Annotated in this window: 30 protein-coding genes; 14 read left to right on the forward strand and 16 right to left on the reverse strand. The window is 63.1% G+C overall.

Going from position 1 to position 23338, the window contains the following annotated elements:
• Positions 1–55: 55 nt before the first annotated feature.
• Positions 56–1555, reverse strand: coding sequence for an MmgE/PrpD family protein (locus tag TMPK1_RS12715; RefSeq protein WP_420243388.1), 1500 nt, complete (start codon positions 1553–1555; stop codon positions 56–58).
• Positions 1556–1697: 142 nt separating this feature from the next.
• On the opposite strand from TMPK1_RS12715, the gene TMPK1_RS12720 reads away from it, so the two are divergent.
• Positions 1698–2291 (forward strand): hypothetical protein, encoded by a 594-nt coding sequence (locus TMPK1_RS12720; RefSeq protein WP_420243389.1) that lies wholly within the window; start codon positions 1698–1700, stop codon positions 2289–2291.
• A 73-nt stretch (positions 2292–2364) separates the two neighbouring features.
• Here the strand turns inward: TMPK1_RS12720 and TMPK1_RS12725 are convergent, their stop codons facing one another.
• From TMPK1_RS12725 to TMPK1_RS12755, 7 genes are all read right to left on the reverse strand, one after another.
• Positions 2365–2967, reverse strand: coding sequence for an energy transducer TonB (locus tag TMPK1_RS12725; protein ID WP_420243390.1), 603 nt, complete (start codon positions 2965–2967; stop codon positions 2365–2367).
• Between the two features lie 4 nt (positions 2968–2971).
• Positions 2972–3409 (reverse strand): biopolymer transporter ExbD, encoded by a 438-nt coding sequence (locus tag TMPK1_RS12730; protein ID WP_420243391.1) that lies wholly within the window; start codon positions 3407–3409, stop codon positions 2972–2974.
• A 25-nt stretch (positions 3410–3434) separates the two neighbouring features.
• Positions 3435–3878, reverse strand: a complete 444-nt coding sequence (locus TMPK1_RS12735) for a biopolymer transporter ExbD (RefSeq protein WP_420243392.1) — start codon at positions 3876–3878, stop codon at positions 3435–3437.
• A 27-nt stretch (positions 3879–3905) separates the two neighbouring features.
• Positions 3906–4829 (reverse strand): tonB-system energizer ExbB, encoded by a 924-nt coding sequence (gene exbB / locus TMPK1_RS12740; RefSeq protein ID WP_420243393.1) that lies wholly within the window; start codon positions 4827–4829, stop codon positions 3906–3908.
• Positions 4830–5238: 409 nt separating this feature from the next.
• On the reverse strand, positions 5239–6087 hold the full coding sequence (locus TMPK1_RS12745; RefSeq protein ID WP_420243394.1) for a response regulator: 849 nt from the start codon (positions 6085–6087) through the stop codon (positions 5239–5241).
• Between the two features lie 78 nt (positions 6088–6165).
• Positions 6166–7770, reverse strand: coding sequence for a hypothetical protein (locus TMPK1_RS12750; protein WP_420243395.1), 1605 nt, complete (start codon positions 7768–7770; stop codon positions 6166–6168).
• Positions 7767–7979, reverse strand: a complete 213-nt coding sequence (locus TMPK1_RS12755) for a hypothetical protein (protein WP_420243396.1) — start codon at positions 7977–7979, stop codon at positions 7767–7769. The genes TMPK1_RS12750 and TMPK1_RS12755 overlap by 4 nt, the downstream gene beginning before the upstream one ends.
• 75 nt (positions 7980–8054) lie before the next feature.
• Between TMPK1_RS12755 and TMPK1_RS12760 the strand changes: the two genes are divergently transcribed.
• Positions 8055–8609 carry a transglycosylase SLT domain-containing protein gene (locus TMPK1_RS12760; RefSeq protein WP_420243397.1) on the forward strand — a complete coding sequence of 185 codons (555 nt, stop codon included), beginning with the start codon at positions 8055–8057 and terminating at the stop codon, positions 8607–8609.
• Here TMPK1_RS12760 and TMPK1_RS12765 read toward each other — a convergent pair.
• Positions 8606–8797 (reverse strand): DUF1192 domain-containing protein, encoded by a 192-nt coding sequence (locus tag TMPK1_RS12765; RefSeq protein WP_420243398.1) that lies wholly within the window; start codon positions 8795–8797, stop codon positions 8606–8608. The genes TMPK1_RS12760 and TMPK1_RS12765 overlap by 4 nt on opposite strands.
• A gap of 54 nt (positions 8798–8851) precedes the next feature.
• Here TMPK1_RS12765 and TMPK1_RS12770 point away from each other — a divergent pair, with 54 nt between their 5' ends.
• Together TMPK1_RS12770 and TMPK1_RS12775 are read left to right on the forward strand one after the other, a co-directional pair.
• Positions 8852–9850, forward strand: a complete 999-nt coding sequence (locus TMPK1_RS12770; protein ID WP_420243399.1) for an NAD(P)H-quinone oxidoreductase — start codon at positions 8852–8854, stop codon at positions 9848–9850.
• Positions 9851–9985: 135 nt separating this feature from the next.
• Positions 9986–10591, forward strand: a complete 606-nt coding sequence (locus tag TMPK1_RS12775) for a DUF1013 domain-containing protein (protein WP_420243400.1) — start codon at positions 9986–9988, stop codon at positions 10589–10591.
• Between the two features lie 72 nt (positions 10592–10663).
• On the opposite strand, the gene TMPK1_RS12780 is transcribed toward TMPK1_RS12775, so the two are convergent.
• Together TMPK1_RS12780 and TMPK1_RS12785 are read right to left on the reverse strand one after the other, a co-directional pair.
• Positions 10664–10846: a YdcH family protein gene (locus TMPK1_RS12780; protein ID WP_420243401.1), complete on the reverse strand. Its 183-nt coding sequence runs from the start codon at positions 10844–10846 to the stop codon at positions 10664–10666.
• Between the two features lie 186 nt (positions 10847–11032).
• The gene (locus TMPK1_RS12785) at positions 11033–12112 is read right to left on the reverse strand and encodes an ATP-dependent 6-phosphofructokinase (RefSeq protein ID WP_420243402.1); all 1080 of its coding nucleotides are present in this window, start codon (positions 12110–12112) and stop codon (positions 11033–11035) included.
• Positions 12113–12425: 313 nt separating this feature from the next.
• Between TMPK1_RS12785 and TMPK1_RS12790 the strand changes: the two genes are divergently transcribed.
• The 9 genes from TMPK1_RS12790 to TMPK1_RS12830 all read left to right on the forward strand — a co-directional run bounded on the left by TMPK1_RS12790 (position 12426) and on the right by TMPK1_RS12830 (position 18280).
• Complete coding sequence (locus TMPK1_RS12790; RefSeq protein ID WP_420245661.1) at positions 12426–12629, forward strand: YdcH family protein; 204 nt, start codon at positions 12426–12428, stop codon at positions 12627–12629.
• Between the two features lie 80 nt (positions 12630–12709).
• On the forward strand, positions 12710–13168 hold the full coding sequence (gene purE / locus TMPK1_RS12795) for a 5-(carboxyamino)imidazole ribonucleotide mutase (RefSeq protein ID WP_420245663.1): 459 nt from the start codon (positions 12710–12712) through the stop codon (positions 13166–13168).
• Positions 13165–14244 (forward strand): 5-(carboxyamino)imidazole ribonucleotide synthase, encoded by a 1080-nt coding sequence (locus tag TMPK1_RS12800; RefSeq protein ID WP_420243403.1) that lies wholly within the window; start codon positions 13165–13167, stop codon positions 14242–14244. Before purE ends, TMPK1_RS12800 begins: the two co-directional genes overlap by 4 nt.
• Before the next feature lie 44 nt (positions 14245–14288).
• Complete coding sequence (gene fumC, locus TMPK1_RS12805) at positions 14289–15680, forward strand: class II fumarate hydratase (RefSeq protein WP_420243404.1); 1392 nt, start codon at positions 14289–14291, stop codon at positions 15678–15680.
• The gene (locus TMPK1_RS12810) at positions 15641–15913 is read left to right on the forward strand and encodes a ribbon-helix-helix domain-containing protein (protein WP_420243405.1); all 273 of its coding nucleotides are present in this window, start codon (positions 15641–15643) and stop codon (positions 15911–15913) included. The genes fumC and TMPK1_RS12810 overlap by 40 nt, the downstream gene beginning before the upstream one ends.
• Positions 15913–16113, forward strand: coding sequence for a DUF4169 family protein (locus TMPK1_RS12815; RefSeq protein ID WP_420243406.1), 201 nt, complete (start codon positions 15913–15915; stop codon positions 16111–16113). The genes TMPK1_RS12810 and TMPK1_RS12815 overlap by 1 nt, the downstream gene beginning before the upstream one ends.
• Before the next feature lie 107 nt (positions 16114–16220).
• Positions 16221–16856, forward strand: coding sequence for an Npun_F0296 family exosortase-dependent surface protein (locus TMPK1_RS12820; protein ID WP_420243407.1), 636 nt, complete (start codon positions 16221–16223; stop codon positions 16854–16856).
• A 111-nt stretch (positions 16857–16967) separates the two neighbouring features.
• Positions 16968–17618 (forward strand): Npun_F0296 family exosortase-dependent surface protein, encoded by a 651-nt coding sequence (locus TMPK1_RS12825; RefSeq protein WP_420243408.1) that lies wholly within the window; start codon positions 16968–16970, stop codon positions 17616–17618.
• A 35-nt stretch (positions 17619–17653) separates the two neighbouring features.
• Complete coding sequence (locus TMPK1_RS12830; protein WP_420243409.1) at positions 17654–18280, forward strand: Npun_F0296 family exosortase-dependent surface protein; 627 nt, start codon at positions 17654–17656, stop codon at positions 18278–18280.
• On the opposite strand, the gene TMPK1_RS12835 is transcribed toward TMPK1_RS12830, so the two are convergent.
• The 4 genes from TMPK1_RS12835 to TMPK1_RS12850 all read right to left on the reverse strand — a co-directional run bounded on the left by TMPK1_RS12835 (position 18277) and on the right by TMPK1_RS12850 (position 21972).
• Positions 18277–18705 carry an NUDIX hydrolase gene (locus tag TMPK1_RS12835; protein WP_420243410.1) on the reverse strand — a complete coding sequence of 143 codons (429 nt, stop codon included), beginning with the start codon at positions 18703–18705 and terminating at the stop codon, positions 18277–18279. The genes TMPK1_RS12830 and TMPK1_RS12835 overlap by 4 nt on opposite strands.
• Positions 18706–18721: 16 nt before the next feature.
• Positions 18722–19444, reverse strand: a complete 723-nt coding sequence (gene phbB / locus TMPK1_RS12840; RefSeq protein WP_420243411.1) for an acetoacetyl-CoA reductase — start codon at positions 19442–19444, stop codon at positions 18722–18724.
• 129 nt (positions 19445–19573) lie between these two features.
• Complete coding sequence (locus tag TMPK1_RS12845) at positions 19574–20749, reverse strand: acetyl-CoA C-acetyltransferase (protein WP_420243412.1); 1176 nt, start codon at positions 20747–20749, stop codon at positions 19574–19576.
• Positions 20750–20814: 65 nt separating this feature from the next.
• Complete coding sequence (locus TMPK1_RS12850; RefSeq protein WP_420243413.1) at positions 20815–21972, reverse strand: alpha/beta fold hydrolase; 1158 nt, start codon at positions 21970–21972, stop codon at positions 20815–20817.
• A gap of 273 nt (positions 21973–22245) precedes the next feature.
• Between TMPK1_RS12850 and phaR the strand changes: the two genes are divergently transcribed.
• Positions 22246–22809, forward strand: a complete 564-nt coding sequence (gene phaR / locus TMPK1_RS12855) for a polyhydroxyalkanoate synthesis repressor PhaR (RefSeq protein WP_420243414.1) — start codon at positions 22246–22248, stop codon at positions 22807–22809.
• 13 nt (positions 22810–22822) lie between these two features.
• On the opposite strand, the gene TMPK1_RS12860 is transcribed toward phaR, so the two are convergent.
• The gene (locus TMPK1_RS12860; RefSeq protein ID WP_420243415.1) at positions 22823–23263 is read right to left on the reverse strand and encodes a nuclear transport factor 2 family protein; all 441 of its coding nucleotides are present in this window, start codon (positions 23261–23263) and stop codon (positions 22823–22825) included.
• Between the last annotated feature and the right edge of the window lie 75 nt (positions 23264–23338).

Below are 23338 nucleotides of genomic sequence, written 5' to 3' on the forward strand. Positions count from 1 at the left end.
AACGGCGCGTCCGGTGATCTAAATTTGATCGGGGCGCGCCGTCCTCAGACTGCAATCAGAATAGGCCGGGTTTGCCGACGCTCAACTTGCCCGACGGCAAGGCGACGTTGAGGCCCAGCAGATCCTGCGCCGACAATTCGGGCAGGCGCTGCACCAGATCGAGGAAGCGCTTCGACTCAGCTGCGTCGAGAATGCCCTCGGTCAGGATCTGGAACTTGCGCACATAGTGCTGGCGCACCCACGGCGTCGCACCCAGCGGATGCGCGTTGGCGACCGCCAGTTCGTCGACCAGCGTCTCGCCGTTCTTGAGCGTGATTTCGACCTTGCCGCCGAACGCTTTCACGTTCGGATCCGACGAGTGATAACGCGCGGTCCAGGCCGGATCTTCGACCGTGCTGATCTTCTTCCACAGCGCGACGGTGTCCGGACGCTGTGCGCGTTCCGGCGCGTAAGAACGCACGTGATGCCATTCACCGTCCTGCAACGCGACCGCGATGATGTACATGATCGAATGGTCGAGCGTTTCGCGGCTCGCTTTGGGATCGAACTTCTGCGGATCGTTCGAACCGGTGCCGATCACGTAGTGCGTGTGATGCGACGTGTGGATGACGATCTTTTCGACGTCGTCCCAGTTCTTGATCTTCTTGCCCATGCGGAAGGCGAGATCGATCAGCGCCTGGCTCTGATATTCGGCCGAATGTTCTTTGGTGTAGGTGTCGAGAATGGCGCGCTTGGATTCGCCCTTGCCCGGCAGCGGCACTTTGTACTGCGCTTCCGGACCGTCGAGCATCCAGGCAACGACCGAATCTTCGCCTTCGTAAATCGGCGACGGTGCGCCTTCGCCGCGCATCGCGCGGTCGACCGCTTCAACCGCGAGTTTGCCCGCGTGGCTCGGCGCGAACGCTTTCCACGACGAGATTTCGCCCTTGCGGCTCTGGCGCGTCGAGGTGGTGACGTGCAGCGCCTGCTGCACCGCCTGGTAGATCACATCGGTGTCGAGCCCCAAGAGCGTTCCGAGGCCTGCAGCGGCCGAAGGTCCAAGATGCGCGACGTGATCGATCTTGTGCTTGTGCAGGCAGATCGAACGGACGAGATCGACCTGGATTTCGTAGCCAGTGGCGAGGCCGCGGATCAGCGCCTTGCCGTCTTTGCCGACTTGCTGCGCGACCGCGAGGATCGCCGGAATGTTGTCGCCCGGGTGGCTGTAATCCGCCGCCAGGAACGTGTCGTGATAATCGAGCTCGCGCACGGCGGTGCCGTTCGCCCAGGCCGCCCATTCGGCGTGCACGCGCACGTCGGGGCCGCAGCCGAACACGGTGGCGCCGTTCGCGCGCGGATGCGCCAGCGCCTGCGCGCGCGCCGTCGTCACCGGACCGCGATTGATCGCGGCGATGGCGACCGATGCGTTGTCGATGATGCGGTTCACGATCATGTCGACCACGTCGCTTTCGACGGCGACGGGGTCGGACGCGACCTCCGCGATCTTCCAGGCTAGCTGGTCGGCTTTGGGCAGGCGGTCGCGTTCGGGATGGACGCGCACATCATGGATTTGCATGGGGCGATTTCTGTTCACGGTGTCGTGGAGATGCCGCGTTTTAGGCTTGGTATCTGGCCGCGCCAAGCCTTGCCGACGGTTGCCTGCTCTGCCGAACGACCTGTAGGTTCAGCCACAGGACGGATAGGCAGGGTTTCCCGAAATGCTCGAAGATGTCGTCACGATCTTCAAACGGCTAACCGAGCGGCAGGTCTACACGCCGCAAGTTCATGTCTCGATCCCGATGCCTTCGAGTGGGCCAGTGGCACTCAACGACCGTCACGGCGATGCAATCCGTCGCCAACTTCGGTGGGCGGTAGGCAATGTATTTCTCGCCGGCATCGAAAGCGGCGCCCGCACGATCGACACGCTGGCGACGATGGTCGGGGAATTGGTCGCGATCGCACTGGCAAATGCCGACCGCGATACGGCGGTCGAGATGCTGCGGCTGGCGCACCAGGCCGCGTCGCATATCGATATCGACACGGCCGACCTGCCCTGCGTGCCGCCCGTCGAAGAGATCGGGCAGCCGGGTGCCATCGCCTTTGTCGACCGTCTGGTCGAAGGCGGCATGCAGGCGGCGCTGTCGGGTTGCGAAGGCGTCACGCGCGAAACCGTGGTGCAGCGGCCGATGTTGATCGGCGTCGGCATGATGGCCGACCAGCTGGGCTGGAACGCGACGATGGACGTGCTGGCCGAGCTACTCGAATACGCGCGCGACCAGGTCGAAAAAGAAACGCCGCGCGGGCTGCAGTAAGCGCCGCGCACCAACGAAAACGCCCGCCAGGGAAGCTGGCGGGCGTTTGTCGTTTCGGCGGTGTTGGCGCTGCTTATTTCAGCTTGAACACGACCTTGTACTGACGGCCGGGACTGTCGACGGGCTTGCCGTCTTTGGTGCCCGGATCGAACGTCCAACGCTCGAAGGCGCGCTTGGCGGCCGACGCGAACTGATAGCCTTCGGGGCTTTCCTCGATGACTTCGACGTCCGCGACCGTACCGTCGGCTTTGATGGTGAAGCGCATCGTGGCGTAGCCCTCGATGTTTCGCTCCTGCGCCCGCTCCGGATATGTCGGCTGCGGACCGCTTTTCTTCTGCGGCTGCGACATCGGCAGCACTTTGTCGGTCGTGATCGTGGTCGGCGGACCCGGACGACGTTCCAAGTTGGGCTGCGGCGGGATCGGCAGATCCGGCACCGTGGTCGGCACCTGCACGATCTTCGACGGAGTCGGGATGAAGAGCGGACGCTCTTGCACCTTCGGCTGTTCCGGCGGCGGCGGCGGGGGTGGCGGTGGCGGTGGCGGTGGTGGCGGGGCGACGAGGTCGATGACCTGCTCTTCCGGCGGCTGTTCGACCGCGTGGAAGCTCAGCGCATACGCCAGGTAGATCGCGAGCACGACGTGTGCCCCGAACGAGATGATGATGCCTGGGCGCATTCGACTACTTCACCAGCTCTTCGCCGACGAGCGCGACTTTGTAGAAGCCCGCGTCGCGCAGCCGGTTCATCAACTCCAGCACCTTGCGGTACTGGGTCGTCTGATCGCTACGAAGATAGATACGCGCGGTGTCGCGCGCTTCCGGCGGAATCTCTTTTTCGAGCTTCGCACCGAGTTCTTCGATCGAACCGATCGGGTTATCGCCGATATAGACTTTGCCGTTCTGCTGTAGCGACAGGAACACCGGCTTGTTCGGGTTTCCTTCCGGATTCGCATTCGACTTCGGCAGTTCAACTTTCACGTTCACGGAGGCGAGCGGTGCCGCCACCATGAAAATGATCAGGAGAACCAGCATCACGTCCACGAAGGGCGTGACGTTGATCTCACTATTTTCGTCGAAGGCGGCGTTCTTCCCTCCGCCGCCTCCGGCTCCGAGCTTCATGCCCATTGCGTTGGCTTCCCCGTCGTCAGCCGGTCGTGCTTTCGCCGACCAGTCCGATCTTTTTGAGCTTCGCGTCGCGCAGCAGGTTCATCAGATCCATGACGGATTTGTACTGAACGTCGAGGTCTGCGCGGATGTAGACGGCTTTGTCGTCTCGCTTTTCGAGAGGAACCTGCTTGTCGATTTCGGCCGGCAGTTCAGCGACGGAAGCGATCTGTGTGTCACCGACATACAGAGTTCCGTCCTGCTGCAGACTGATAAAGAGCGGCTTGTTGTTCTCGTCCGGCGGTGACGGCGTCGAGTTGGTCGGCGGCAGATCGACCTTCGTGTTCACGGTCGCCAGAGGCGCCGAGACCATGAAGATGATCAGCAGCACCAACATGATGTCCACGAAGGGCGTCACGTTGATGTTCGCGTTTTCAGCGAACCCGCCGGCGCTAGGCGCGCCTTTGCCGAGCTGTACTCCCATAGGATTGAGTCCCCTTTAAATCGAGGCTCAGACCTTGTGGTCGAGGTAGCGCGACAGAACCGTCTGGAATTCGCCGACGAAGCCGTTCATGCGGTTATTAAAGTCGCCGATCTGACGGGCGAACTTGTTGTAGAAAATAACCGCCGGGATGGCCGCAACGAGACCAATCGCGGTCGCCATCAACGCTTCCGCGATACCAGGCGCCACAACCGCGAGGTTGGTCGTCTGCGTGTTCGCGATGCCGATGAACGCGTTCATGATGCCCCACACCGTGCCGAACAGACCGACGAACGGCGAGACCGAGCCGATCGAGGCGAGCACGCCCATGCCGGCGCCGAGGCGCTGGCTTTCGGCAGCTTCGGTGATTTCCATCGCCGTACGGGTGCGGTCTTCGACGTGTGCGCGCAGTTCCGGATGCGCAGCAGCGCCCGGCGTCAGCGACAGGCGAAGCTCTTCCATGCCCGACTTGAAGATGTTGATCAGCGGGTGGTTCTTTTCGTTCTGAACCTTGGCGTAGGCCTCATCGAGCGTCGACGAGTTGCGGAACGTCTTCAGGAACTGTTCCGAGCGGCGGTTCAGCGACGCGAAGAAGAAGCTCTTGTCGAGCAGAATGGCCCAGGTCCAAACCGAAGCCAGCGCCAGCGCGATCATGACGACCTTCACGATGATGGTCGCGTTCATGAACATGCCGACCGGCGACAGGTCGTGTGCAAGCTGCGGCGGGGCGCCGGCGCTCGGCGCGGCGGCGTCGGTGCTCGGGGCAGCCGGCGCGGTCGCCGTCGGCGCGCTGCTCGGGGGTGTCGTCGGGGCCGGGGCTGCCGTCGTCGGGGCAGCCGGCGCTGCCGGCGTCTGCTGCGCCATCAACGGCGCTGACGTGGCGAGCGCGGCAACGCCGACGATCGCAGCCAGAGCGAGACGGAGGCGCACCGAAGTCAGAAACGAAGCTCGCATGGTTCCACTTTCATTGTTGATTCAACGATCCGACGCCCGCGTACAACGCAGTAGCGGCCGAAGCCGCCTCTTTCCGGCGCCGGTGCCCGCCCACGAGGACGGGCGGAAGACTCCCTGTGTACATGCGCCCCGCGCGGCCGAGTCCGGCGAGGGCGCGGCACCATAGAACTCGAAAGCGCGGCGATGCAAACGGAGAATCCGGCTGCGCCGCAAGCATCGTTCAGTCCGATAAACGCCGCTATTCCGCAGGATTATTAGGCCAAGTTCATGTCGCGCAAGCGGTGAACCCGCATGCGCCAACCCGCGACTTTGCCGCGCAGTTCCCTGAAATTGCGAATCGCCGACCTGTTCGGCACGCGGATTCACGCAGGAATTTCTCCGCGTGTAACAGGAGCGTGTCGTTGGCGCCTCAGGGAATCAGCGCAGCAGCCAACATCGCAGCCGGATCGGCGGTCGCTTCGGCCGGCGCGAACAGAAGGACAATTTCCCCGTTGTCCCCATCGCCGATGGGACAAGCGTGCAGGCGCAGATTGAGCGGCGCGCCGCTGCCGCCATGCATGGAAGTTGCGATCACGATCGGCCCGCGCTCGCGCCGCGCCTTGGCTTCGGCGCGCAGCGCGTCGCGTTCGAGCCGCAGCGGCGACAGGATTTCGGTCATCGCGCTGCCCGGCAGCTCGTCTAGCCGCTTGTCCGTCATGGCGGCGAAGGCGCGATTGGCGAATCCGACCCGCTGATCGGGTCCCACCGAGAGCACCGGCCAGATAATCGCATCCAACACGTCGCGATAGCGGCGCGTACGCTGTCCGACTTCTTCTTCGATCCGCACTGTGTCCAGCGCCCGTTCGCGACCCAACGCCAGCCGGTCGATCGCAAGCTGTTTCATCGCGCGCGCCGCCGACAGCGTGTTGCGGACGCGGATCGCAAGTTCGCGGTGATCGACCGGTGACGACAGAAAATCTGCAACCCCCGCTTCCAACGATTCGTACAAGGTCGCACGGTCGCGCAGCGCGGTAACAACGATGATCGCGCCGTGGAAGTTTGGATCGGCGCGGCACCGCCGTACAAATTCGGCGCCCGTCATCGTTGGCATCGAAAAATCGGTGATGATCAGATCGGGGTCACCCCCACGCACCGCGAGCAATGCCTCGTCGGGTGTGGCAAATGTCCGGACGATCGCGTCGCCCTCGATGCCGCGAACCAGCCGTTCGAGAATCAAACGGTTGGTGGCGTTATCATCGACAATCAGAATCTCAGTCATACAGTCGGTCGCCAGTCGCGTCGCATCACGCACGTGTGTCTTGTCTTCACGCAAGAGACAAGCGTTCTGGAATCGCCGCTACGTACGGCTCTTCGAAGAATTGGGCGACGGCAGCTTCGACGTCTTCCAATTGAACCTTCCGCCACTAAAAGCAGCAGCCTGCTGACCATGCTGGCTGGCTGCGCCCACAAAGCCGCCGCCCGTATCCTGCGTTTGCGCCCACGCGCTGGCATAGGCAGCAGCCTTGCCCATCAAGCCGATGCCGATCATCGGAATCAGCAGCATGTAGAGAAAGCGCGAATCGAACAGCGACATGTTCAGTGCCGGATCGCGCCGGGCAATCGCGTCGAACAGATCCTTGAAGCTGGTGAAGGTCACCGAGTCAGTCGACAGAATGGCCGGCGTATAGGCGATCAGCGCCGCGACCAGCGCCACCGGCAGTGCTACGAACGCGACCGTCAACATCGCATGCAGCGCCATGCGCAGCGCCTGCATGAAGTATTTTCCGCCGCCGGGAAATGCGGGCGCCGCCAACCAGAACGGCGCCATCACCGTCAACAAGGTCGCGGCAACCAGCGTGTCGATCAGATAGAACGCGATCAGCACGGTGAAGAAGCCGTACAGGCCCATGATCAACCAACCGCCGCCTTGCTGCAGCACTTCTTGCGTGCCGGTGGTGATGCCGTCGCGCAGGATCGTATTGGCGGATTCCATCAGGATGTTGTGCTTGTCCAACGTCGCCATCTTGCCGCCGAGCACAAAACCGACGGCGATCATGCGGTTCATGCGCGCCAGCGAACACAACATGCCGCCGATCGCAGCATTGTTCACCGTGACGCCGACCGACGATTGATCGATCGACGCGCTTTGCTGCGTCAGGATCGGCCGCAGAACGTAGGATTCCGGGCTGTCGCCGGCGACGCCCAGAATCGCAAACGCATTGAGGTTGCAGCCTGGAATGTGATCCAGCCCGTCGACATCGCCGGTTCCGTCCCCGCGCGACACCGCCATCGAGGCCGTGGCGAACGAGCCGTTGGGCGAAATCATTTCACCAGCTGCGAGAATGATGCGCGGCAGTTCCACCAAGGTCGCTGTGAAGGGTTGGTAGATCCAATCGAGATAGCGCCGCAGCCCAGGATAATTCTGCGCCTCTTGCGCGTCCCAGATCGTCACGACTGGCGTTTCAGGGCGCCCGCCGCCGAAAAACAGCAAAATGCCGACCAGCAACAGCGACCGCAGGAACAGGCTGCGCAACATGGCCGGACCGCGCTGCGCATCGCCGAACGCCAGCGCGACGCGCAAAATGGAGAACACCATGAAGACCGCAAATCCGGTCACCAGCGCGTCGTAAAAATAGACGGTGAAGGCGACGAACAAGGTCGCGGCGAGCAAGGCCGCGCCTTGATAGACGGTGCCGATCACATCGCACATCGCGCAGCTCTTCACGAACGACACGTATTGATAGGTGATCGCATTGGCGAGCGCGGCCGGGTTGACCGGCGTTTCGTCCTTCTTGCTCGCTGCGACCTGCGTCACCGATTGCGCCACGACCGGTCGCAATCCGCCGGCAATCGGCACGGCTGCATGCGGCTGCGCCCACAGGCCAAGCCAGAAGAACAACCCGATCGCAGCCAGTGCGACGATGCGCCGGCGGCTGGTGGCAAAGCGAAACCAGCCGCTCATCGAAACCAGCGTGCGCGAAAGCGCGGCACGAAGGCCGCAAGCGCCAACACGACGAACGCGATCGCCGAAACCAAGATTGCGAGCGGCACGATCAAGCCGCCGCCGCTCCAGCGATCCAACAGGACCAACAACACGACCAGCACCAACCCCGCCTGCGGCCGCAACCACCAGGGCGCACGCGGCGCCGTCTCGTCGGTTTGCTCGTCCACGCAACGCCTCTCGACCCAGGAAAGCCATGAGATTAACTTGAAGAACACGGAAAGCAACGTTATTACGTTATCATCGTGAAAGTCGTTACCGCAATTCTCCTTGCGACAATGCTCCTTGCCGGCACGGCGCAGGCCGAGCCGCGGTGCGAGGCCCATATCGAGCGCGCGTCGCGCCATTACGGTATTCCGGCCGGCATTCTGTTGGGCATCGCGATGGTCGAGAGCAATTTCCGCTTGCGCCCACATCCGTGGACGATCGCGTTTCTCGACGGATCGCCGTCCATCTACGCACCGAGCCTGGACGCGGCGCGCCCCTATCTGCGCCGCGCCGACGGCAAACCGCGCACCGATATTTCGATTGGCTGCATGCAGCTCAACATGGCGTGGCACTTGAAACGCGTGCGCACGCCGGAATGGGGCATCGATCCCGAAGTGAATGTTTGGTACGCGGCGGCCTATCTGCGCGAGCTATACGACCGCCGCAAAAGCTGGACGCGCGCGGTCATCGACTACAATGGCGATACCGATCCGGCCGCACGGATTCGCTATGCTTGCGCCGTCGATTCCTGGATGCGCCGCGTCTATCGCCTGCCGGTCAGCGAACAGCGCAAAGCAGTGTGCAGCGTTTAGCCTGGCAACTTGAAGAAGCTCGCCGCCGCTGCGCGGTGTGCTTCTTTCTTGGCGATGGCGGCGCGGATGCGCGCGATTTCGGATTCGTGTTCGCCGATCAGCGCCTGCAATTCGTCGACCGACATGTCGTCGAGCGGCTTTAGGGCCGGCTTCGGCTTGCGCACGTCGAGTTCTTCGTCGAAGGCCATGATCTCCTCCCCGCTTTTCGCTATTTGAACCGATCTTACTCGAACGAGGACCGCATGGCCGAGATCCCACAGGACGATGTCGCGATCGAGATCACCACACATGGTGGCCCCGAGGTTCTGCGCCCGGTCCGCCGGCCCGTGCCGCAGCCTGGCCCGAACGAGTTGCTGGTGCGGGTCGCCGCCGCCGGCGTGAATCGCCCCGATCTGATGCAGCGCGCGGGACAATATCCGCCGCCGCCGGGCGCCAGCGACATTCCGGGACTGGAAGTCGCGGGCACGGTTGCAGCAATCGGCGCTGAGGTGCGCGACGTTCGTGTCGGCGACGAGGTGTGCGCGTTGGTTGCGGGCGGCGGCTATGCGCGCTGGTGCATCGTGCCGGCACCGCAGGCGCTGCCGATTCCGCGCGGCCTGTCGATGATCGAAGCAGCGGCGCTGCCCGAAACATTTTTCACCGTGTGGCGCAACGTGTTTGACATCGGGGGTCTGCGCGCCGGCGAAACTGCGTTGGTGCATGGCGGCGCATCCGGCATCGGCACGACCGCGATCCAGATGATCGCCGCAATGGGCGCAACGGCGATCGTCACCGCTGGCACCGTCGCGAAATGCGCGGCCTGTCGCACGCTGGGCGCTGCACACGCGATCAACTACGCGACCACCGACTTCGTCGAAGCGACGTTGGCCGCGACCGACAAGCGCGGCGTCGATCTGGTGCTCGATATGGTCGGCGGCGATTACGTGTCGCGCAATTTGCAGGCGCTGGCCGAATTTGGCCGCCACGTCTCGATCGCCACCCAACACGGCCACAAGATCGAGATCAGCCTGGTCCCGGTGATGCGCAAACGCCTGACCCTGACCGGATCGGTGCTACGGGCCCGGTCCGTGGCCGAGAAAGGCGCCATCGCCGCCCAATTGCGGGAAAAAATCTGGCCGCTGCTGGAAACCGGGCGGATCAAGCCGCAGATCTGGAAGAGCTTCCCGCTGGAAGAGGCCGCCGCAGCCCACGCGGCGCTTGAGGGCGGGGAGCATGTCGGGAAGGTCGTCCTGGCGACATGACGCAGGCGGCCTGCCGAATCGCGGTTCCGATTGCGTCCGGGCCGGGGCCGTCCATATAACGGCCTGGAATTACACGGGCCGCGCCCGGCGCCCGGCTAGGGCGCGGCGCGGCCCGCCTCTTTTGGAGTTTGGACAATGGCCTTTCCCTTGATGCCGAAGGCGACCGCGGTCTGGATGGTGGAGAACACCGGCCTGACCTTCGATCAGATCGCCGCCTTCACCGGCCTGCATAAGCTGGAGGTTCAGGGCATCGCTGACGGCGAAGTCGCAATCGGCATGGTCGGGCTGGACCCGGTCGCCGGCGGCCAGATCTCGAAGGAAGCCTTGGCTGCGGCCGAAGCCGACCCGGCCGCGCGCCTCACGTTGATCCACAAAGACCTGCCCGCGCCGGTGAAGCGGGCCAAAGGCCCGCGCTACACGCCGGTGACCAAGCGCGCCGAAAAGCCCGACGCGATCGCCTGGCTGATCAAGCAATATCCCAGCCTGTCGGACACGCAGATCGGCCGTCTGATCGGCACGACCAAGGCGACGATCCAGTCGGTGCGCAACAAGACCCACGAGACCGCGTCGACCATCAAGCCGAAGAGCCCGGTCTTGCTTGGCCTGTGCACGCAGGCGGAACTCGACGAAGCGATTTCGAAGATCCGCGCCAAAGCCGGTTCGATGGCGCCGGTTGACGCGTCGTACGACGAGCCGGACGCCGAGATCCAAGACGAAAGCACCGAGCACGCTGAACACTGACCAGCGAAGCCTTGGTAGAAACGAAAACGGCGGCCCCCTCAGGCCGCCGTTTTTATTTGTGAATCCCTGACGTCAGATGGCCGGGTATTGAACCGGTACCAGCCGTTGCATCTCGTCCTTCACGCGAAGCTTTTCGCGTTTCAGTTTCAGGACAGTTTCGCTGTCGGGATAAGGTCGGTGGCTTTCTCGGCGAAGAGCGGTCTCGAGAGAAGCGTGCTTTGTGCGCAGGCTTTCGAGGCGGTCCTCTAACGGCATGTCGTACCTCGCGGTTCGGGTTGCCCGCGTGAACCGTCCCACGAGTTTCGGCGTCTTCCAAGACCGAATACGTATATGTCCCCAACAAAAGCGTGGACGAATTTCTTAGGTGTAAAATCGCATCCGCGCGTTGGATTTTGAGCGCAATCTGCGCGTGCAAATTTCGCCCAGAAATTTGCTTGGGCGTTAGCGGTCGCCCAGGCAAATCCCCAACGCGCGCGCGGTTTTTACCAAGTCGCTCTCGAGATCAACAGCTTGATAACGTGCGATTGCATCGGCGATCGGAACGTCGACGACGCGCCGGTTCGACCACGCAACCATGCGATCGAATTTCCCGTCCGCGACGAGATCGACTGCGTGCACACCGAACGCAGTTGCAACCAAACGATCCTGTGCAGAAGGCGGGCTGCCGCGCTGCACATGGCCGAGCACAGTGACGCGCGTTTCGGCGCCCGTCGCCTGCGAGATCGCTTCGCCGAGATACTGGCCGATCCCGCCATAGCGGCGCGCGCCGCCGTGATGTTCGACCTTCACCATCTTGCCTTCGAGCGTGCGCACCGCTTCCGACACGATGATGAGCGCCGAGTTTCGTCCGCCGGCGCGCAGGTCGAGAATCTTCTTTGCCACGACGTCGAGGTCGTACGGAATCTCGGGCAACAGAATGACGTCGGCGCCGCCCGCAATGCCCGCGTGCAACGCGATATGTCCGGCGTCGCGTCCCATCACTTCGAGCACCATCACGCGCGCATGGCTCGCAGCGGTGGGCTGCAGCCGGTCGAGCGCTTCGGTCGCGACCGACACAGCGGTGTCAAAACCAACTGCGACTTCGGTCAGGCCGATATCGTTGTCGATCGTTTTCGGGATGCCGACCAGATTGAAGCCGCCCTGCGTTGCAAGCCGGCGCAGAATCGCGAACGACCCGTCACCGCCGATGCCGATCACCGCATCGAGCTTCAGTTCGCGCACCGCCTCGATGATTTCGTCAGACCGGTCTTTGGTGCTGCGATCGGGCATCGGAAAGGCAAACGGATTGCCCTTGTTCGTGGTGCCCAGGATCGTGCCGCCCAGCCGCATCACAGTGCCGTCGACCTTGGTGACGTCGAGCGTTTCATAGCGCATCGGCCGGTCGAGCAGGCCCATCGTGCCGTCGCGAATGCCAAGCACGGTCCAGCCGTAATGCGCGGCCCGATGCACGACGGCCCGGATCACCGCGTTCAGACCTGCACAGTCGCCGCCAGAGGTCAGAATACCGATCGTTTTGGTCATGGCGGTCCTCATGGCGCTCTTTCCCGCGAAGTGGGTACCGGTTCGCGACGGGAAAACGCGCCAAAACAAAATGAAGCACGATCCGACGGGGTCGGATCGTGCGGGCAGTGGGCTGACCGAGAGTTCCCGAGCCCGGCGCAGGGCGCAAGTCGCTGGCCGGCGCGTTCCGCGCCAACACAAAGAAGCGGGCCTACGCCCGCGGAGCCGCGCGTGGAACGCAGGGCCCGTCGACCCTCACAAAGCTTGCATTGGTTGGGGTCGGGTGCTTTCTCCTCCCCTTCTCGAGGACACCCGGTTTCCCGACAGCACGCCGATGCTCGAACAAGAAATAATGCGCCGTAAGCTCGAAGAGCTGAGGACAGAGCACCGCGACCTCGACGATGTCATCGCGCGCATGGCCGAAGACAACAAACCGTTCGACCAGCTCCAGATGCAGCGACTGAAAAAGCGCAAGCTGATTCTCAAAGACGCCATTCTGAAAATCGAATCCCGACTCTTGCCGGACATCATCGCGTGACCAAGAAAAAGAACACGACGCGTAAAGCGGCCGCGCCGCGCAACAAGAAGACGAGCGCACCGCCCGTCGTCGGCGTGATCATGGGATCGACGTCGGATTGGGAGACGATGAAATTCGCCACCGACGCGCTCGAGCTGTTGGGCGTGCCGTACGAAGCAAAAGTCGTCTCCGCGCATCGCACGCCGGCGCGTCTGGTCGCCTACGCGACGACGGCCAAGGGACGCGGCCTACAAGTGATCATCGCCGGCGCCGGTGGTGCTGCACATCTGCCGGGCATGGTCGCATCAATGACGGCGCTGCCGGTGTTGGGCGTGCCGGTTCGTTCGAAAGCGTTGTCGGGTCTCGATAGTCTTCTGTCGATCGTGCAAATGCCGGGCGGCGTGCCGGTCGGTACGCTTGCGATCGGCGAAGCGGGCGCGAAGAACGCGGGCTTGCTGGCGGGCGCGATCATCGCGCTGCAGGACAAGCAGGTTGCCGCCAAGCTCGACGCGTTCCGCGCGCAACAGACCGACGACGTCGCAGATTCGCCTGACGCATGACGATCCCGCCGGGATCCATCATCGGCATGCTGGGCGGCGGCCAGCTTGGCCGCATGACCGCACTTGCCGCAGCACGTCTCGGCTACAAGACGCACGTCTTCACACCGGAACCGAACGGTCCCTGCGCGCAAGCCTGCGCAGCTGAAACCGTTGCCGATTGGGACGACGAAGAAGCGCTGGCCGCGTTCGCCGACTCCGTCGACGTCATCACACTCGAATTCGAAAACGTTCCGGCGCCGGCGCTGGAGTTGCTCGCCGCGTTGAAGCCGACGCGCCCTGGCGCGCGCGTGCTAGCAATCACGCAGGATCGCGTCGCGGAGAAAAGCTTCGCCAACGAACTCGGCATCGGCACGGCGCCGTGGCGTATCGCGGACGACGCGAACAGCCTGGCCGACGCGGTGCGCGAACTGGGCCCGTCAATCGCGAAGACGCGCCGCTTTGGCTATGACGGCAAAGGCCAGGCGGTGATCGCAGATCCCGATCACGCCGAAACCGCCTTTGCCGCGATCGGTCGCGCGCCAGCGATCGTCGAAGGACGCGTCGACTTCGTGCAGGAAATTTCGGTCGTGTTGGCGCGCGGTCTCGACGGATCGATCGCGTCCTATCCCGCGGTCGAAAATCATCACACCGGCGGCATTCTCTCTTCGACCATTGCGCCGGCACGCGTGTCGCCTGCCGTCGCTGCCGAAGCCGATCGCATCGCACGCCTGCTGGCGCAGACCTTGAACTATGTCGGCGTGCTGGCGGTCGAGTTGTTCGTGACGCTCGACGGCGGTGTGTTGATGAACGAGATGGCGCCGCGGCCGCACAATTCCGGTCACTGGACGATCGATGCCTGCGCGGTCAGCCAATTCGAGCAACAGGTCCGCGCCGTCTGCGGCCTGCCCTTGGGTCCGACCGATCGCTTCGCCGACGCCGAGATGGAAAATCTCATCGGCGATCAGGTCGATCGCTGGCCGGTGCTGATCGCCGACCCGGGTGCGCGGCTGCATCTCTACGGCAAGCTGGAGACCCGCCCGGGACGGAAGATGGGCCATGTCACCCGGCTGCTGGCCCGCACGCCCCAACAGGGCTAAAAACCCTCACGAATTTCCTCCGCTTCCAAGAGAGTCCGAGAGCTATGGCGAACCGCGTCGAAACCGATTCCTTTGGCCCGATCGATGTTGCATCGGACGTGTATTGGGGCGCGCAGACGCAGCGCAGCCTGGGCAACTTCAAAATCGGCGGCGAACGCATGCCGCTGCCGCTGATCCATGCGCTGGGCGTGCAGAAGAAAGCCGCCTGCCGCGCCAACATGGCGTTGGGCGTGATGGACGCGAAGCTGGGCGCTGCAATCGAGCAGGCCGCGACCGAAGTCGCCGACGGCAAACTCGACGATCACTTCCCGCTGGTGATCTGGCAGACCGGTTCGGGCACGCAGACCAACATGAACGCGAACGAGGTGATCTCGAATCGCGCGATTGAAATTCTCGGCGGCGAAATTGGTTCGAAGAAGCCGGTCCATCCCAACGATCACGTCAATATGGGCCAGTCGTCGAACGACTCCTTCCCGACCGCGATGCATATTGCAGCCGTGACCGAGATCGAGCGCCGCTTGTTGCCGGCGCTGCGCGTGCTGCATGACGGGTTGGAAGCCAAGTCGCGCGAATTTGCCGACATCATCAAAATCGGCCGCACCCATCTGCAGGATGCGACGCCGATGACGTTGGGCCAGGAATTCGGTGGCTACACCAAGCAGATTGAATACGGCATCGACCGCGTCGAAGGCACGTTGAAGCGTCTGCGCGAACTGGCCCAGGGCGGCACCGCGGTCGGCACCGGTCTCAACGCCAAGATCGGTTTTGCTGAAGCCTTCGCCGCCGAAGTGACCAAGATCACCGGCCTCAACTTCATCACCGCGCCGAACAAGTTCGAAGCGCTGGCGGCGCACGACGCGCTGGTCGAATGTTCGGGTGCGCTGAACACCGTCGCCGTGTCGTGCATGAAGATCGCCAACGACATTCGGATGCTGGGCTCGGGCCCGCGCAGCGGCATTGGTGAAATCAGCCTGCCGGAAAACGAACCCGGCTCGTCGATCATGCCGGGCAAGGTCAATCCGACCCAGTCGGAAGCGCTGACGATGGTGTGCGCGCAGGTGATGGGCAACAACGTCGCTGTCACCGTCGCGGGTTCGAACGGTCATTTCGAACTGAACGTGTTCAAGCCGGTGATCATCGCCAACGTACTGCGATCGATCCGCCTGCTTGCCGACGCAGCCATCAGCTTCACCGAGAATTGCGTCGTCGGAATCCAGGCCAATCGTGACCGTCTGCAGAAGCTGATGAATGACAGTCTGATGCTGGTCACCGCGCTGAACCCGCATATCGGCTACGACAACGCGGCCAAGATCGCCAAGAAGGCGCATCACGAAGGCACGACCTTGATCGAAGCCGGCGAAGCGCTGGGCCTTCTAACCAAGGAACAGTTCGCGCAGTGGGTGAAGCCCGAGAACATGATCGGGCCCAGCAAGTAAGTTCGGGGAGCGGCGCGCTGACTCTCAAGAAACGTTCGCTGACGATCGCGGGTCATCAGACCTCGATCAGTCTCGAGCCGGTTTTCTGGGACGAGTTGAAGCGTGCCGCGACCGACGACGGCCGCTCGATCGCGCAGCTGGTTGCTGACATTGACGCGCAACGCACCGGCAATCTGTCGAGTGCGATCCGCGTCTGGGTTGTCGATCGTCTCAAGCGAAGCGGAGCTGCGTGATGGCTGACATCGTCAATCTGCGCAAAGCGCGCAAAGACAAAGCGCGCGCCGACAAAGAAAAGAAGGCGGCCGAAAATCGCGTCGCGTTCGGCCGCACCAAAGAAGACAAGAAATTGTCGGAGGCACAGCGCGCGCTCGAAGAAGCGCGGCTTGCGGCGCACCGAAAAGCGCCAAGCAAAGACGACGAATCAACGCGCTGATGTTTGCCGAGTTTACAACGGCGTAGATCGGCAAGCGAAAAACAAAGCAGCGCGCCAACGGCACGTTGCTTGCCGGATCTCCTGCGGCTCAACCCCAGGAGATCCCGATGTTCCGAAGCGTCCTTGCCGCGCTCGTCTGCGGCTTGCTCACAACGGCAGCCAATGCAGGCGTCCATGTCACGTCGCGCACGGGCGGCGGCGATCCGAACGGGCTCAGCACGACGCAGCCCGGCATGACCACTTTCGATTTCAATTCGGAAACGACGCTCGCGACTGTCTTCAAACACAGCCCATCGCGAGAACCGCTGGGCGATACGAGCATCTACGCGTCGATCGGTCCGACGACGCTGCCCTTGTTCAATGCGAGTTTCGGCGTCAACAACTACTTCGGCCTCTATTGGGGTTCGATCGACGCATTCAATACGATCGAGTTCTCGCGCCACGGTACGCTGCTTGCGCGATTCACCGGCAGCGACATTGTGAATCCTGCCAACGGAAATCTGACCTCGGCCGACACCAACCGCTTCGTCGACTTCTTTTTCGACGACGGTGTGATGTTCGACGAAGTGATTCTGTCGTCGACGCGCAACTCGTTCGAGTTCGACAATATTGCAATCGGCATTCTCGAGGTCGGCGCTGCGCCGAACGTGCCCGAACCCGCGTCGTTTCTGCTGCTCGGCATTGCCTTGCTTGCCATCGGCGCGCTGCGCGCGACCGAAGTCCGCGAACTCAACAGGAAATAACTGTCGATTGGATTTACAGCGCCACGTGCGCGCACCTGGCCACGCCAATGAATCCGCCAACGGCACAGTCGTTGCGATCCTCAACACCGACCTAACATGCGGAGCCGCCCGATGTTCCTTCCCTCGTTCGCTCGTCGCCGTTTCGCGCTTGCGCTTTGCGTAACGTTGAGCGCGATCGCGTCACCGTCCTTCGCAACGATTCTCGTCGAGAGCCGCGGAACGGCCGGCGTGACGCCGCATGGGCTGACCACCACCTTCGCAGGCACCTCGACGATCGACTTCAACAACGGCCTCGCCGCGGGCTTCAGCGGCGGCGCGATCGAGAACGGCACCATCAAAGGGAAATGGACGACGCCGTTCGGCGACACGACGAACTACTTCGCGGTCGGCAACGCGACGACGACGATGGCAACGTTGAACCTGGGCGGAGCCAAGGATTATTTCGGCCTGTACTGGGGCACGCTCGACAGCTTCAACAAGCTCGAATTCTGGAGCCACGGCGCGCTGGTCGCGAGCTTCACCGGCAGCGACATCTGGAATCCGGTCACCGGCAGCCGCTACGTCGATTTCGTCTTCGGCGACGGACAAAGCTTCGACACGGTGCGCTTCCTGTCGGCGGGAAATTCATTCGAATTCGACAATGTCGCGTTCGGCCGGCTCAACAATACCGGACCTGACACCGGCGTACCGGAGCCGGCGTCGCTGGCCCTGCTGGGCGCGGCCCTGTTCGGACTCGGCGTCGCGCGGCAACGCCGTCGCTGACGCAAATCAAATTCTACGACAACAGGAGATTTGGGATGTCGAACTTGGCAAAGCGCGGCAGCGCGCTTCTCTGGACGCTTGCGGTAATTTCCTGCGCAACACCGGCGCTGGCAGGTGTGCACGTGACGTCGATCGCGGGCGGCGGCAATCCGAACGGACTCAGCAGCACGCGCGCTGGCGTCACGACGCAGGACTTCAACGACGCAACGGTCGGCGGTCTCTTCCGTCAAGGGTCGGGCGCGTCTTTCACCGCGCCGCTCGGCGACACGAGCATCTATCTCAGCCTCAATCCCGACAATTCGCCGATCCCGCTCTTCTTCAACGCCAGCAACTATTTCGGCCTCTATTGGGGCTCGATCGACGACTTCAATCAGATCTCCTTCTTTCGCCAAGGCCAGACGGTCGCGCGCTTCAGCGGCAACGACATTTGGAATCGCGCCAACGGCGATACGGCGCCCGACCTGAATCGTTTTGTCGAATTCGTTTTCGACGGCGGCACGACGTTCGACGAAGTCCACCTGATTTCGCCCGGCGTCTCGTTCGAGATCGACAATATCGCGACTGGCCTGCTCGCAAGCCCGAACGTACCCGAGCCGGCATCGTTGCTGCTGTTGGGCTCGGCGCTGTTCGGACTCGGCGCGTTGCGCCGCCGGCAGCGCTAGACCTCGGTCAGCGCCTGGCGGATCAGGTCGCGCGTCTTCTGCCACGGCAGCAACGCGACGGCCTCGTCCAACGTCGCCCATTGCACCGCGTCGACGTCGTCGCCCGCGACCGCGACCTGATCGTCATCGGCGCGCGCGAGGTAATCGATTAGCACATAGTGGAACGCGACCTGGCCCTGCGCGTCGTGCTGGATCGCGTCGACTGTGGTCAGAAGTTTGGTCGGGGTGACGTCGAGGCCGGTTTCTTCGCGCACTTCGCGCGCGGCGGCCTGGATCGTCGTTTCGCCGAGATCGATCGCACCACCCGGGATCGACCATTCGCCTTTGCGCGGCGCTTTGGACCGCCGCACCAGCAAGACGCGGTCGCCGCGACGAACCACGACACCGACGCCGACCCAGGGACGTGTCGGATATTCGCGATTCATCGCAGCGTGTTCCGCATCAATACATGTGCTGCCCGCCGTTGATCGACAGCGTCGATCCGGTGATGAAGCCGCCATCGTCGGCAACCAGGAACATCACGCCGCGTGCGATTTCATCGGCCCGGCCGAGACGACCAACCGGAATCTTGGCGACGATCTTTTCCAGCACGTTCGGCGGCACCGCACGCACCATGTCGGTGTCGATGTAACCCGGCGCAATCGCGTTGACCGTGATGCCTTTCGAAGCGCCTTCCTGCGCCAGCGCCTTGGTGAAACCGTGAATGCCCGACTTGGCAGCCGCGTAGTTCACTTGCCCGTACTGACCGGCCTGGCCGTTGATCGAACCGATATTGACGATGCGGCCGAACGAGCGGGTCAGCATGCCGTCCCACACTGCCTGGCACATGTTGAAGCAGGACGAGAGGTTGGTCTGGATGACCTCGTTCCATTGTTCGAAGCTCATCCGCTTCATCGTCGTGTCGCGCGTGATGCCGGCATTGTTGACCAGCACGTCGACATGGCCGACTTCGTGCTCGATCTTTTTCAACGCCGCCTTGCAGGCCTCGAAATCACCGACGTCGAACTTGTAGGCCGGAATGCCGGTCACTTCGGTGAAGGACTTGGCGCGCGCCTCGTCACCGCCATAGCAGGCAGCGACGTTGTAGCCGTTCTCTTTCAGCTTGATCGCGATCGCGGCGCCGATGCCGCGCGTGCCGCCGGTGACAACTGCCGTACGAGCCATAAAACCTCCCGCTCCAAAAGTTTGGCCGCCGGTTGCTCCAGCGGCCCGTTGTCAGACTGCGCTTAGCGCTCGACGCAACGCGTGAAGCGCGCAACGCGCGCCACGCTCATATTGTTTGTGCGGCGCGTGCTAGTCACGCGCCACGCACATGGCGATTCCCATACCGCCGCCGATGCAGAGCGTCGCAAGGCCTTTCTTGGCGCTGCGCTTGCCCATTTCGTGCAGCAAGGTGGTCAGCACGCGCGCACCCGACGCGCCGATCGGATGACCCAGCGCAATCGCGCCGCCATTGACGTTGAGCTTGGCCGGATCGAAGCCGAGTTCCTTGCCGACTGCGCAAGCCTGCGCCGCGAACGCTTCGTTGGCTTCGATCAGGTCGAGATCATCGACCTTCCAGCCGGCTTTTTCCAAGGCGCGACGCGACGCCGGCACCGGACCGATTCCCATCACCGACGGGTCGACGCCGACCGTCGCCCAGCTTGCGATCCGCGCCAATGGCGTCAGGCCGCGTTTCGCCGCTTCTTCTTCGGTCATCAGCACCAGGGCGGCGGCGCCGTCATTCAAACCCGACGCGTTGGCGGCGGTGACCGAACCGTCTTTGGTGAACGCTGGTTTCAGCTTCTGCATCGCTTCGATGGTGGCGCCGAAACGCGGATATTCGTCGGTGTCGACCACGACGTCGCCTTTGCGCGACGCGACCGTCACCGCAGCGATCTCGTCCTTAAAGCGGCCTGACTTCACCGCCGCTTCGGCTTTGTTCTGCGAGGCCAGCGCAAACTCGTCTTGCTGTTCGCGCGTGATCTGCCATTCGCGCGCAACGTTCTCGGCCGTTTGCCCCATGTGATAGCCGTTGAATGCGTCCCACAGACCGTCCTTGATCATCGTATCGACGAGATCGAGCCCGCCCATCTTGGTGCCGGCACGAAGATGCGCGCAGTGACGCGACATGCTCATGCTTTCCTGGCCGCCCGCGACGACGATGCGGCTGTCGCCCGCCAGGATCGCCTGCATGCCAAGTGCGACGGTGCGCAAACCCGAACCGCACACCTGGTTGATGCCGTAGGCGGTGCGTTCTTTCGGGATGCCGGCCGCCATCGAGGCTTGCCGCGCCGGGTTTTGCCCTTCGCCGGCGGTCAAAACCTGACCCAGGATCACTTCATCGATTTCGTCGGCGCTGACTTTGGCCTGACGCAACGCCGCTTCGATCGCGACCTTGCCCAACGCATGCGCAGGCAGGTTGGCGAAGGCGCCGTTGAACGCGCCGATCGGCGTACGTTGCGCGGCGACGATGACGATTGCGGACATATGGAAGACCCTCGGGGCCAGAGGAAAAGAAGCAGGTTGAAGCTAAGGACCGCCGCTTGCTGCGGTCAACCTGGGGCGCCGAACTTGAGCCAGTTCCGCAGCGGCTCCCACGTCGCATGTCGCGCGCGGGATCCGACCACCATGCCGATATGACCGAGTGGCGGTGAAATCACTTCGGCATCTGGAAGTTGCGCCGCCAGCGCATTGGCCGATCCAGGCGGCACGATCCGGTCGCCTTGCGGCACCAGCAACAGCGAACGCGCACGCACCTGCCGCGCATCGATCGCGACACCGTCGACATGCCAACGTCCATGAACGGGATCGTTGTCGCCATACCAGCGCGCCATGCCGTCGGCCGCGACGCCGGGCGTCAATTCCACACCGTCATTCAGCCAATCTTCGAGCGCGACGAATGCATGCGCCTGCGCGCTGTCGCGATCGATCGTGCCGAACTTGGAAAATTTGCGCGCCGCGCCCAGCGGGTCGAGCCACGCGAACAGCGCCTGGATGAGATCGAGCGGCATGCCGCCAAGCCGGTCGATCAACGGCGCGATCGACGCGTGAATCGACGCCAAGGTGCGCGCACGATCGGGTGCGTCGGCGTGAAAGTCCCAGGGCACCGCCAACAACGACAACGAGCGTACGCGAATGGGCATGCGGATCGCCGCAGCGACGGTCAACAGACCGCCCATGCAATAGCCCAGCAGATGTACCGGCTCGCCCAGCTCTTCCAGGGCGCGTTCGAGTCGCAGCACATACGCTGCCACGTCGTAGTCGCGCTCGTCCGCTGCTGGCGCGCCCCATTCGAGCCGCAGCACACGCAACCCCTGCGTCGCAAGCCATCGTGCGAGGCTGGTCTTCTCATCCAGATCGAGCACGTACCCGCGATTGATCAGCGACGGCACCAGCACGACGATCGGGCCTTCACCGCCGTGATCGAGCAGGCTGGTTGCACCTTCCCGCCACATGACGGGCGGATCGAGCAGTGCGCGGGAATATGGATGCGCGCGATACCGTTCTAGACCGGTGAGGAACGCGTCGAATCTAGCGAGGATCGTCCGGCCGAGGGCCGCGTCCAGCACCGGCCGGGGCAGGCTCGCCAGCGCGTCCTTGAGATCCGCCGGCGCGTTCGGACTCCAGCTCGGCCACACGCCGTTCGAGTTCGGCAATCCGGCGCTCGCACTCGACCAGGCCGCTGCCGCCGACAGTAGATGCAGCGGCAAGGGCCGCGGCCCCATCCTGGGCTGCAGTTTGCGCGTCACGCGCAAACCCCTGGAAAAGCCGTGCGACCAACTCGGCGGTCTCGGGACTGCCCAGGCTTTGCGCCCAATGGTCCTGCCACAGCGCCAGCCAGCGCCGCGCGAGGTCTTCTGGATTTTGGTCGGTCGGGTCCATGGCGGTGAACTACTCGGCCTCGCTTAGCTTGCGCGGAACGGTCCCGGTCGCGTAGGTGTGTCGAAGCCGCCGTTTGCGGCGGTAGCGAAGGATGCAATGTCATGGCGGAACCAGCCGAACAGCAGAAGCAAGACGCCGCTTCGCCGGTGACGATCAAGAAGTACGCGAACCGACGTCTCTACAATACTGCGACCAGCAGTTATGTAACGCTCGACCATCTCGCACAGATGGTCAAGGACGGGGTCGACTTCGTCGTCTACGACGCGAAGACCAGCGATGACATCACGCGCAGCGTGTTGACGCAGATCATCGTCGAAGAAGAAGGCAAGGGTCAGAACCTGTTGCCGATCAGCTTCCTGCGCACGCTGATCAGTTTCTACGGCGACCAGATGCAATGGATGGTCCCGACCTATCTCGATCAGGCGATGGTCGCGTTCACGAAGGAACAGGATCGCATGCGCGATTACTTCGCGAACACGTTCGGCGGCATGTTCCCGTTCGGCAATGCGCTGGGCGAGATGGGCAAGCAGAACATGCAGATGTTCGAGCAGGCCATGCGCATGTTCACGCCGGTCGCGCCGGGCAGCACCAAGCCGACCGCTGAACATGAGATGGAAGTGCTGAAGCGCCGTATGGAAGAGCTGCAGCGCCAAACCAAAGGCTGAGTTCTGCGCTAGTTCACGTGCTTTTGGGCAGGGGTAATGACGCCTGCCCGAACGCGTACTTCCAGCCGTCTTTGGTGCGCACATAGGTGTCGCTGAACCAAAGCCTGTAGTCGAACGGCTTGCCGTCGCGCACGCCTTTGCACCATAGCAGCGCCGTCACGACGGCGGTGTCGCCCCAGACGCGCACGGTCTGGGTTCCCGCTTCTTCGTCCTGCCGCTCATAGGTGGGATTGGCGCGGGCTTCGTCGAGAATGTCTTTTTTGTTGAAGGTCTGGCCGCGTCCGGTCACGAGCACGAAATCGTCGGCCAAAATTCGATTGATCGTAGCGATGTCGTTGTCGCGTACCGCGGCCTGATAGTCGCGATCGAGTTGCGCAACGAGCCTGGCATCGTCAGTCGGCGTCGCTGCAACAGCGACGGCAAGAAAGCTGATCGCAAGTCCGAGCGAGAGCATGTGCGGAGTCCGTTGTGATGGGCGTGGGGGCTTTCCTGCCACGCGCCATGTCAAACCGATGGACCCACTTCCTCG

The organism is Roseiterribacter gracilis, assembly GCA_018332375.1.
GTDB lineage: Bacteria > Pseudomonadota > Alphaproteobacteria > BOG-932 > Roseiterribacteraceae > Roseiterribacter > Roseiterribacter gracilis.

Bases quoted from the DNA above. Each gene is read 5' to 3' on its own strand.
- TMPK1_RS12815 (WP_420243406.1), top strand. From the start codon at position 15,913: ATGGCTGACATCGTCAATCTGCGCAAAGCGCGCAAAGACAAAGCGCGC.
- TMPK1_RS12845 (WP_420243412.1), bottom strand. From the start codon at position 20,749: ATGTCCGCAATCGTCATCGTCGCCGCGCAACGTACGCCGATCGGCGCG.
- TMPK1_RS12720 (WP_420243389.1), top strand. From the start codon at position 1,698: ATGCTCGAAGATGTCGTCACGATCTTCAAACGGCTAACCGAGCGGCAG.
- TMPK1_RS12790 (WP_420245661.1), top strand. From the start codon at position 12,426: ATGCTCGAACAAGAAATAATGCGCCGTAAGCTCGAAGAGCTGAGGACA.
- TMPK1_RS12735 (WP_420243392.1), bottom strand. From the start codon at position 3,878: ATGGGAGTACAGCTCGGCAAAGGCGCGCCTAGCGCCGGCGGGTTCGCT.
- TMPK1_RS12835 (WP_420243410.1), bottom strand. From the start codon at position 18,705: ATGAATCGCGAATATCCGACACGTCCCTGGGTCGGCGTCGGTGTCGTG.
- TMPK1_RS12765 (WP_420243398.1), bottom strand. From the start codon at position 8,797: ATGGCCTTCGACGAAGAACTCGACGTGCGCAAGCCGAAGCCGGCCCTA.
- TMPK1_RS12715 (WP_420243388.1), bottom strand. From the start codon at position 1,555: ATGCAAATCCATGATGTGCGCGTCCATCCCGAACGCGACCGCCTGCCC.
- phaR (WP_420243414.1), top strand. From the start codon at position 22,246: ATGGCGGAACCAGCCGAACAGCAGAAGCAAGACGCCGCTTCGCCGGTG.
- TMPK1_RS12800 (WP_420243403.1), top strand. From the start codon at position 13,165: ATGACGATCCCGCCGGGATCCATCATCGGCATGCTGGGCGGCGGCCAG.
- TMPK1_RS12775 (WP_420243400.1), top strand. From the start codon at position 9,986: ATGGCCTTTCCCTTGATGCCGAAGGCGACCGCGGTCTGGATGGTGGAG.
- TMPK1_RS12820 (WP_420243407.1), top strand. From the start codon at position 16,221: ATGTTCCGAAGCGTCCTTGCCGCGCTCGTCTGCGGCTTGCTCACAACG.
- TMPK1_RS12750 (WP_420243395.1), bottom strand. From the start codon at position 7,770: ATGAGCGGCTGGTTTCGCTTTGCCACCAGCCGCCGGCGCATCGTCGCA.
- TMPK1_RS12725 (WP_420243390.1), bottom strand. From the start codon at position 2,967: ATGCGCCCAGGCATCATCATCTCGTTCGGGGCACACGTCGTGCTCGCG.
- TMPK1_RS12770 (WP_420243399.1), top strand. From the start codon at position 8,852: ATGGCCGAGATCCCACAGGACGATGTCGCGATCGAGATCACCACACAT.
- TMPK1_RS12825 (WP_420243408.1), top strand. From the start codon at position 16,968: ATGTTCCTTCCCTCGTTCGCTCGTCGCCGTTTCGCGCTTGCGCTTTGC.
- purE (WP_420245663.1), top strand. From the start codon at position 12,710: ATGGGATCGACGTCGGATTGGGAGACGATGAAATTCGCCACCGACGCG.
- TMPK1_RS12780 (WP_420243401.1), bottom strand. From the start codon at position 10,846: ATGCCGTTAGAGGACCGCCTCGAAAGCCTGCGCACAAAGCACGCTTCT.
- TMPK1_RS12745 (WP_420243394.1), bottom strand. From the start codon at position 6,087: ATGACTGAGATTCTGATTGTCGATGATAACGCCACCAACCGTTTGATT.
- TMPK1_RS12785 (WP_420243402.1), bottom strand. From the start codon at position 12,112: ATGACCAAAACGATCGGTATTCTGACCTCTGGCGGCGACTGTGCAGGT.
- TMPK1_RS12730 (WP_420243391.1), bottom strand. From the start codon at position 3,409: ATGAAGCTCGGAGCCGGAGGCGGCGGAGGGAAGAACGCCGCCTTCGAC.
- TMPK1_RS12860 (WP_420243415.1), bottom strand. From the start codon at position 23,263: ATGCTCTCGCTCGGACTTGCGATCAGCTTTCTTGCCGTCGCTGTTGCA.
- TMPK1_RS12830 (WP_420243409.1), top strand. From the start codon at position 17,654: ATGTCGAACTTGGCAAAGCGCGGCAGCGCGCTTCTCTGGACGCTTGCG.
- exbB (WP_420243393.1), bottom strand. From the start codon at position 4,829: ATGCGAGCTTCGTTTCTGACTTCGGTGCGCCTCCGTCTCGCTCTGGCT.
- phbB (WP_420243411.1), bottom strand. From the start codon at position 19,444: ATGGCTCGTACGGCAGTTGTCACCGGCGGCACGCGCGGCATCGGCGCC.
- fumC (WP_420243404.1), top strand. From the start codon at position 14,289: ATGGCGAACCGCGTCGAAACCGATTCCTTTGGCCCGATCGATGTTGCA.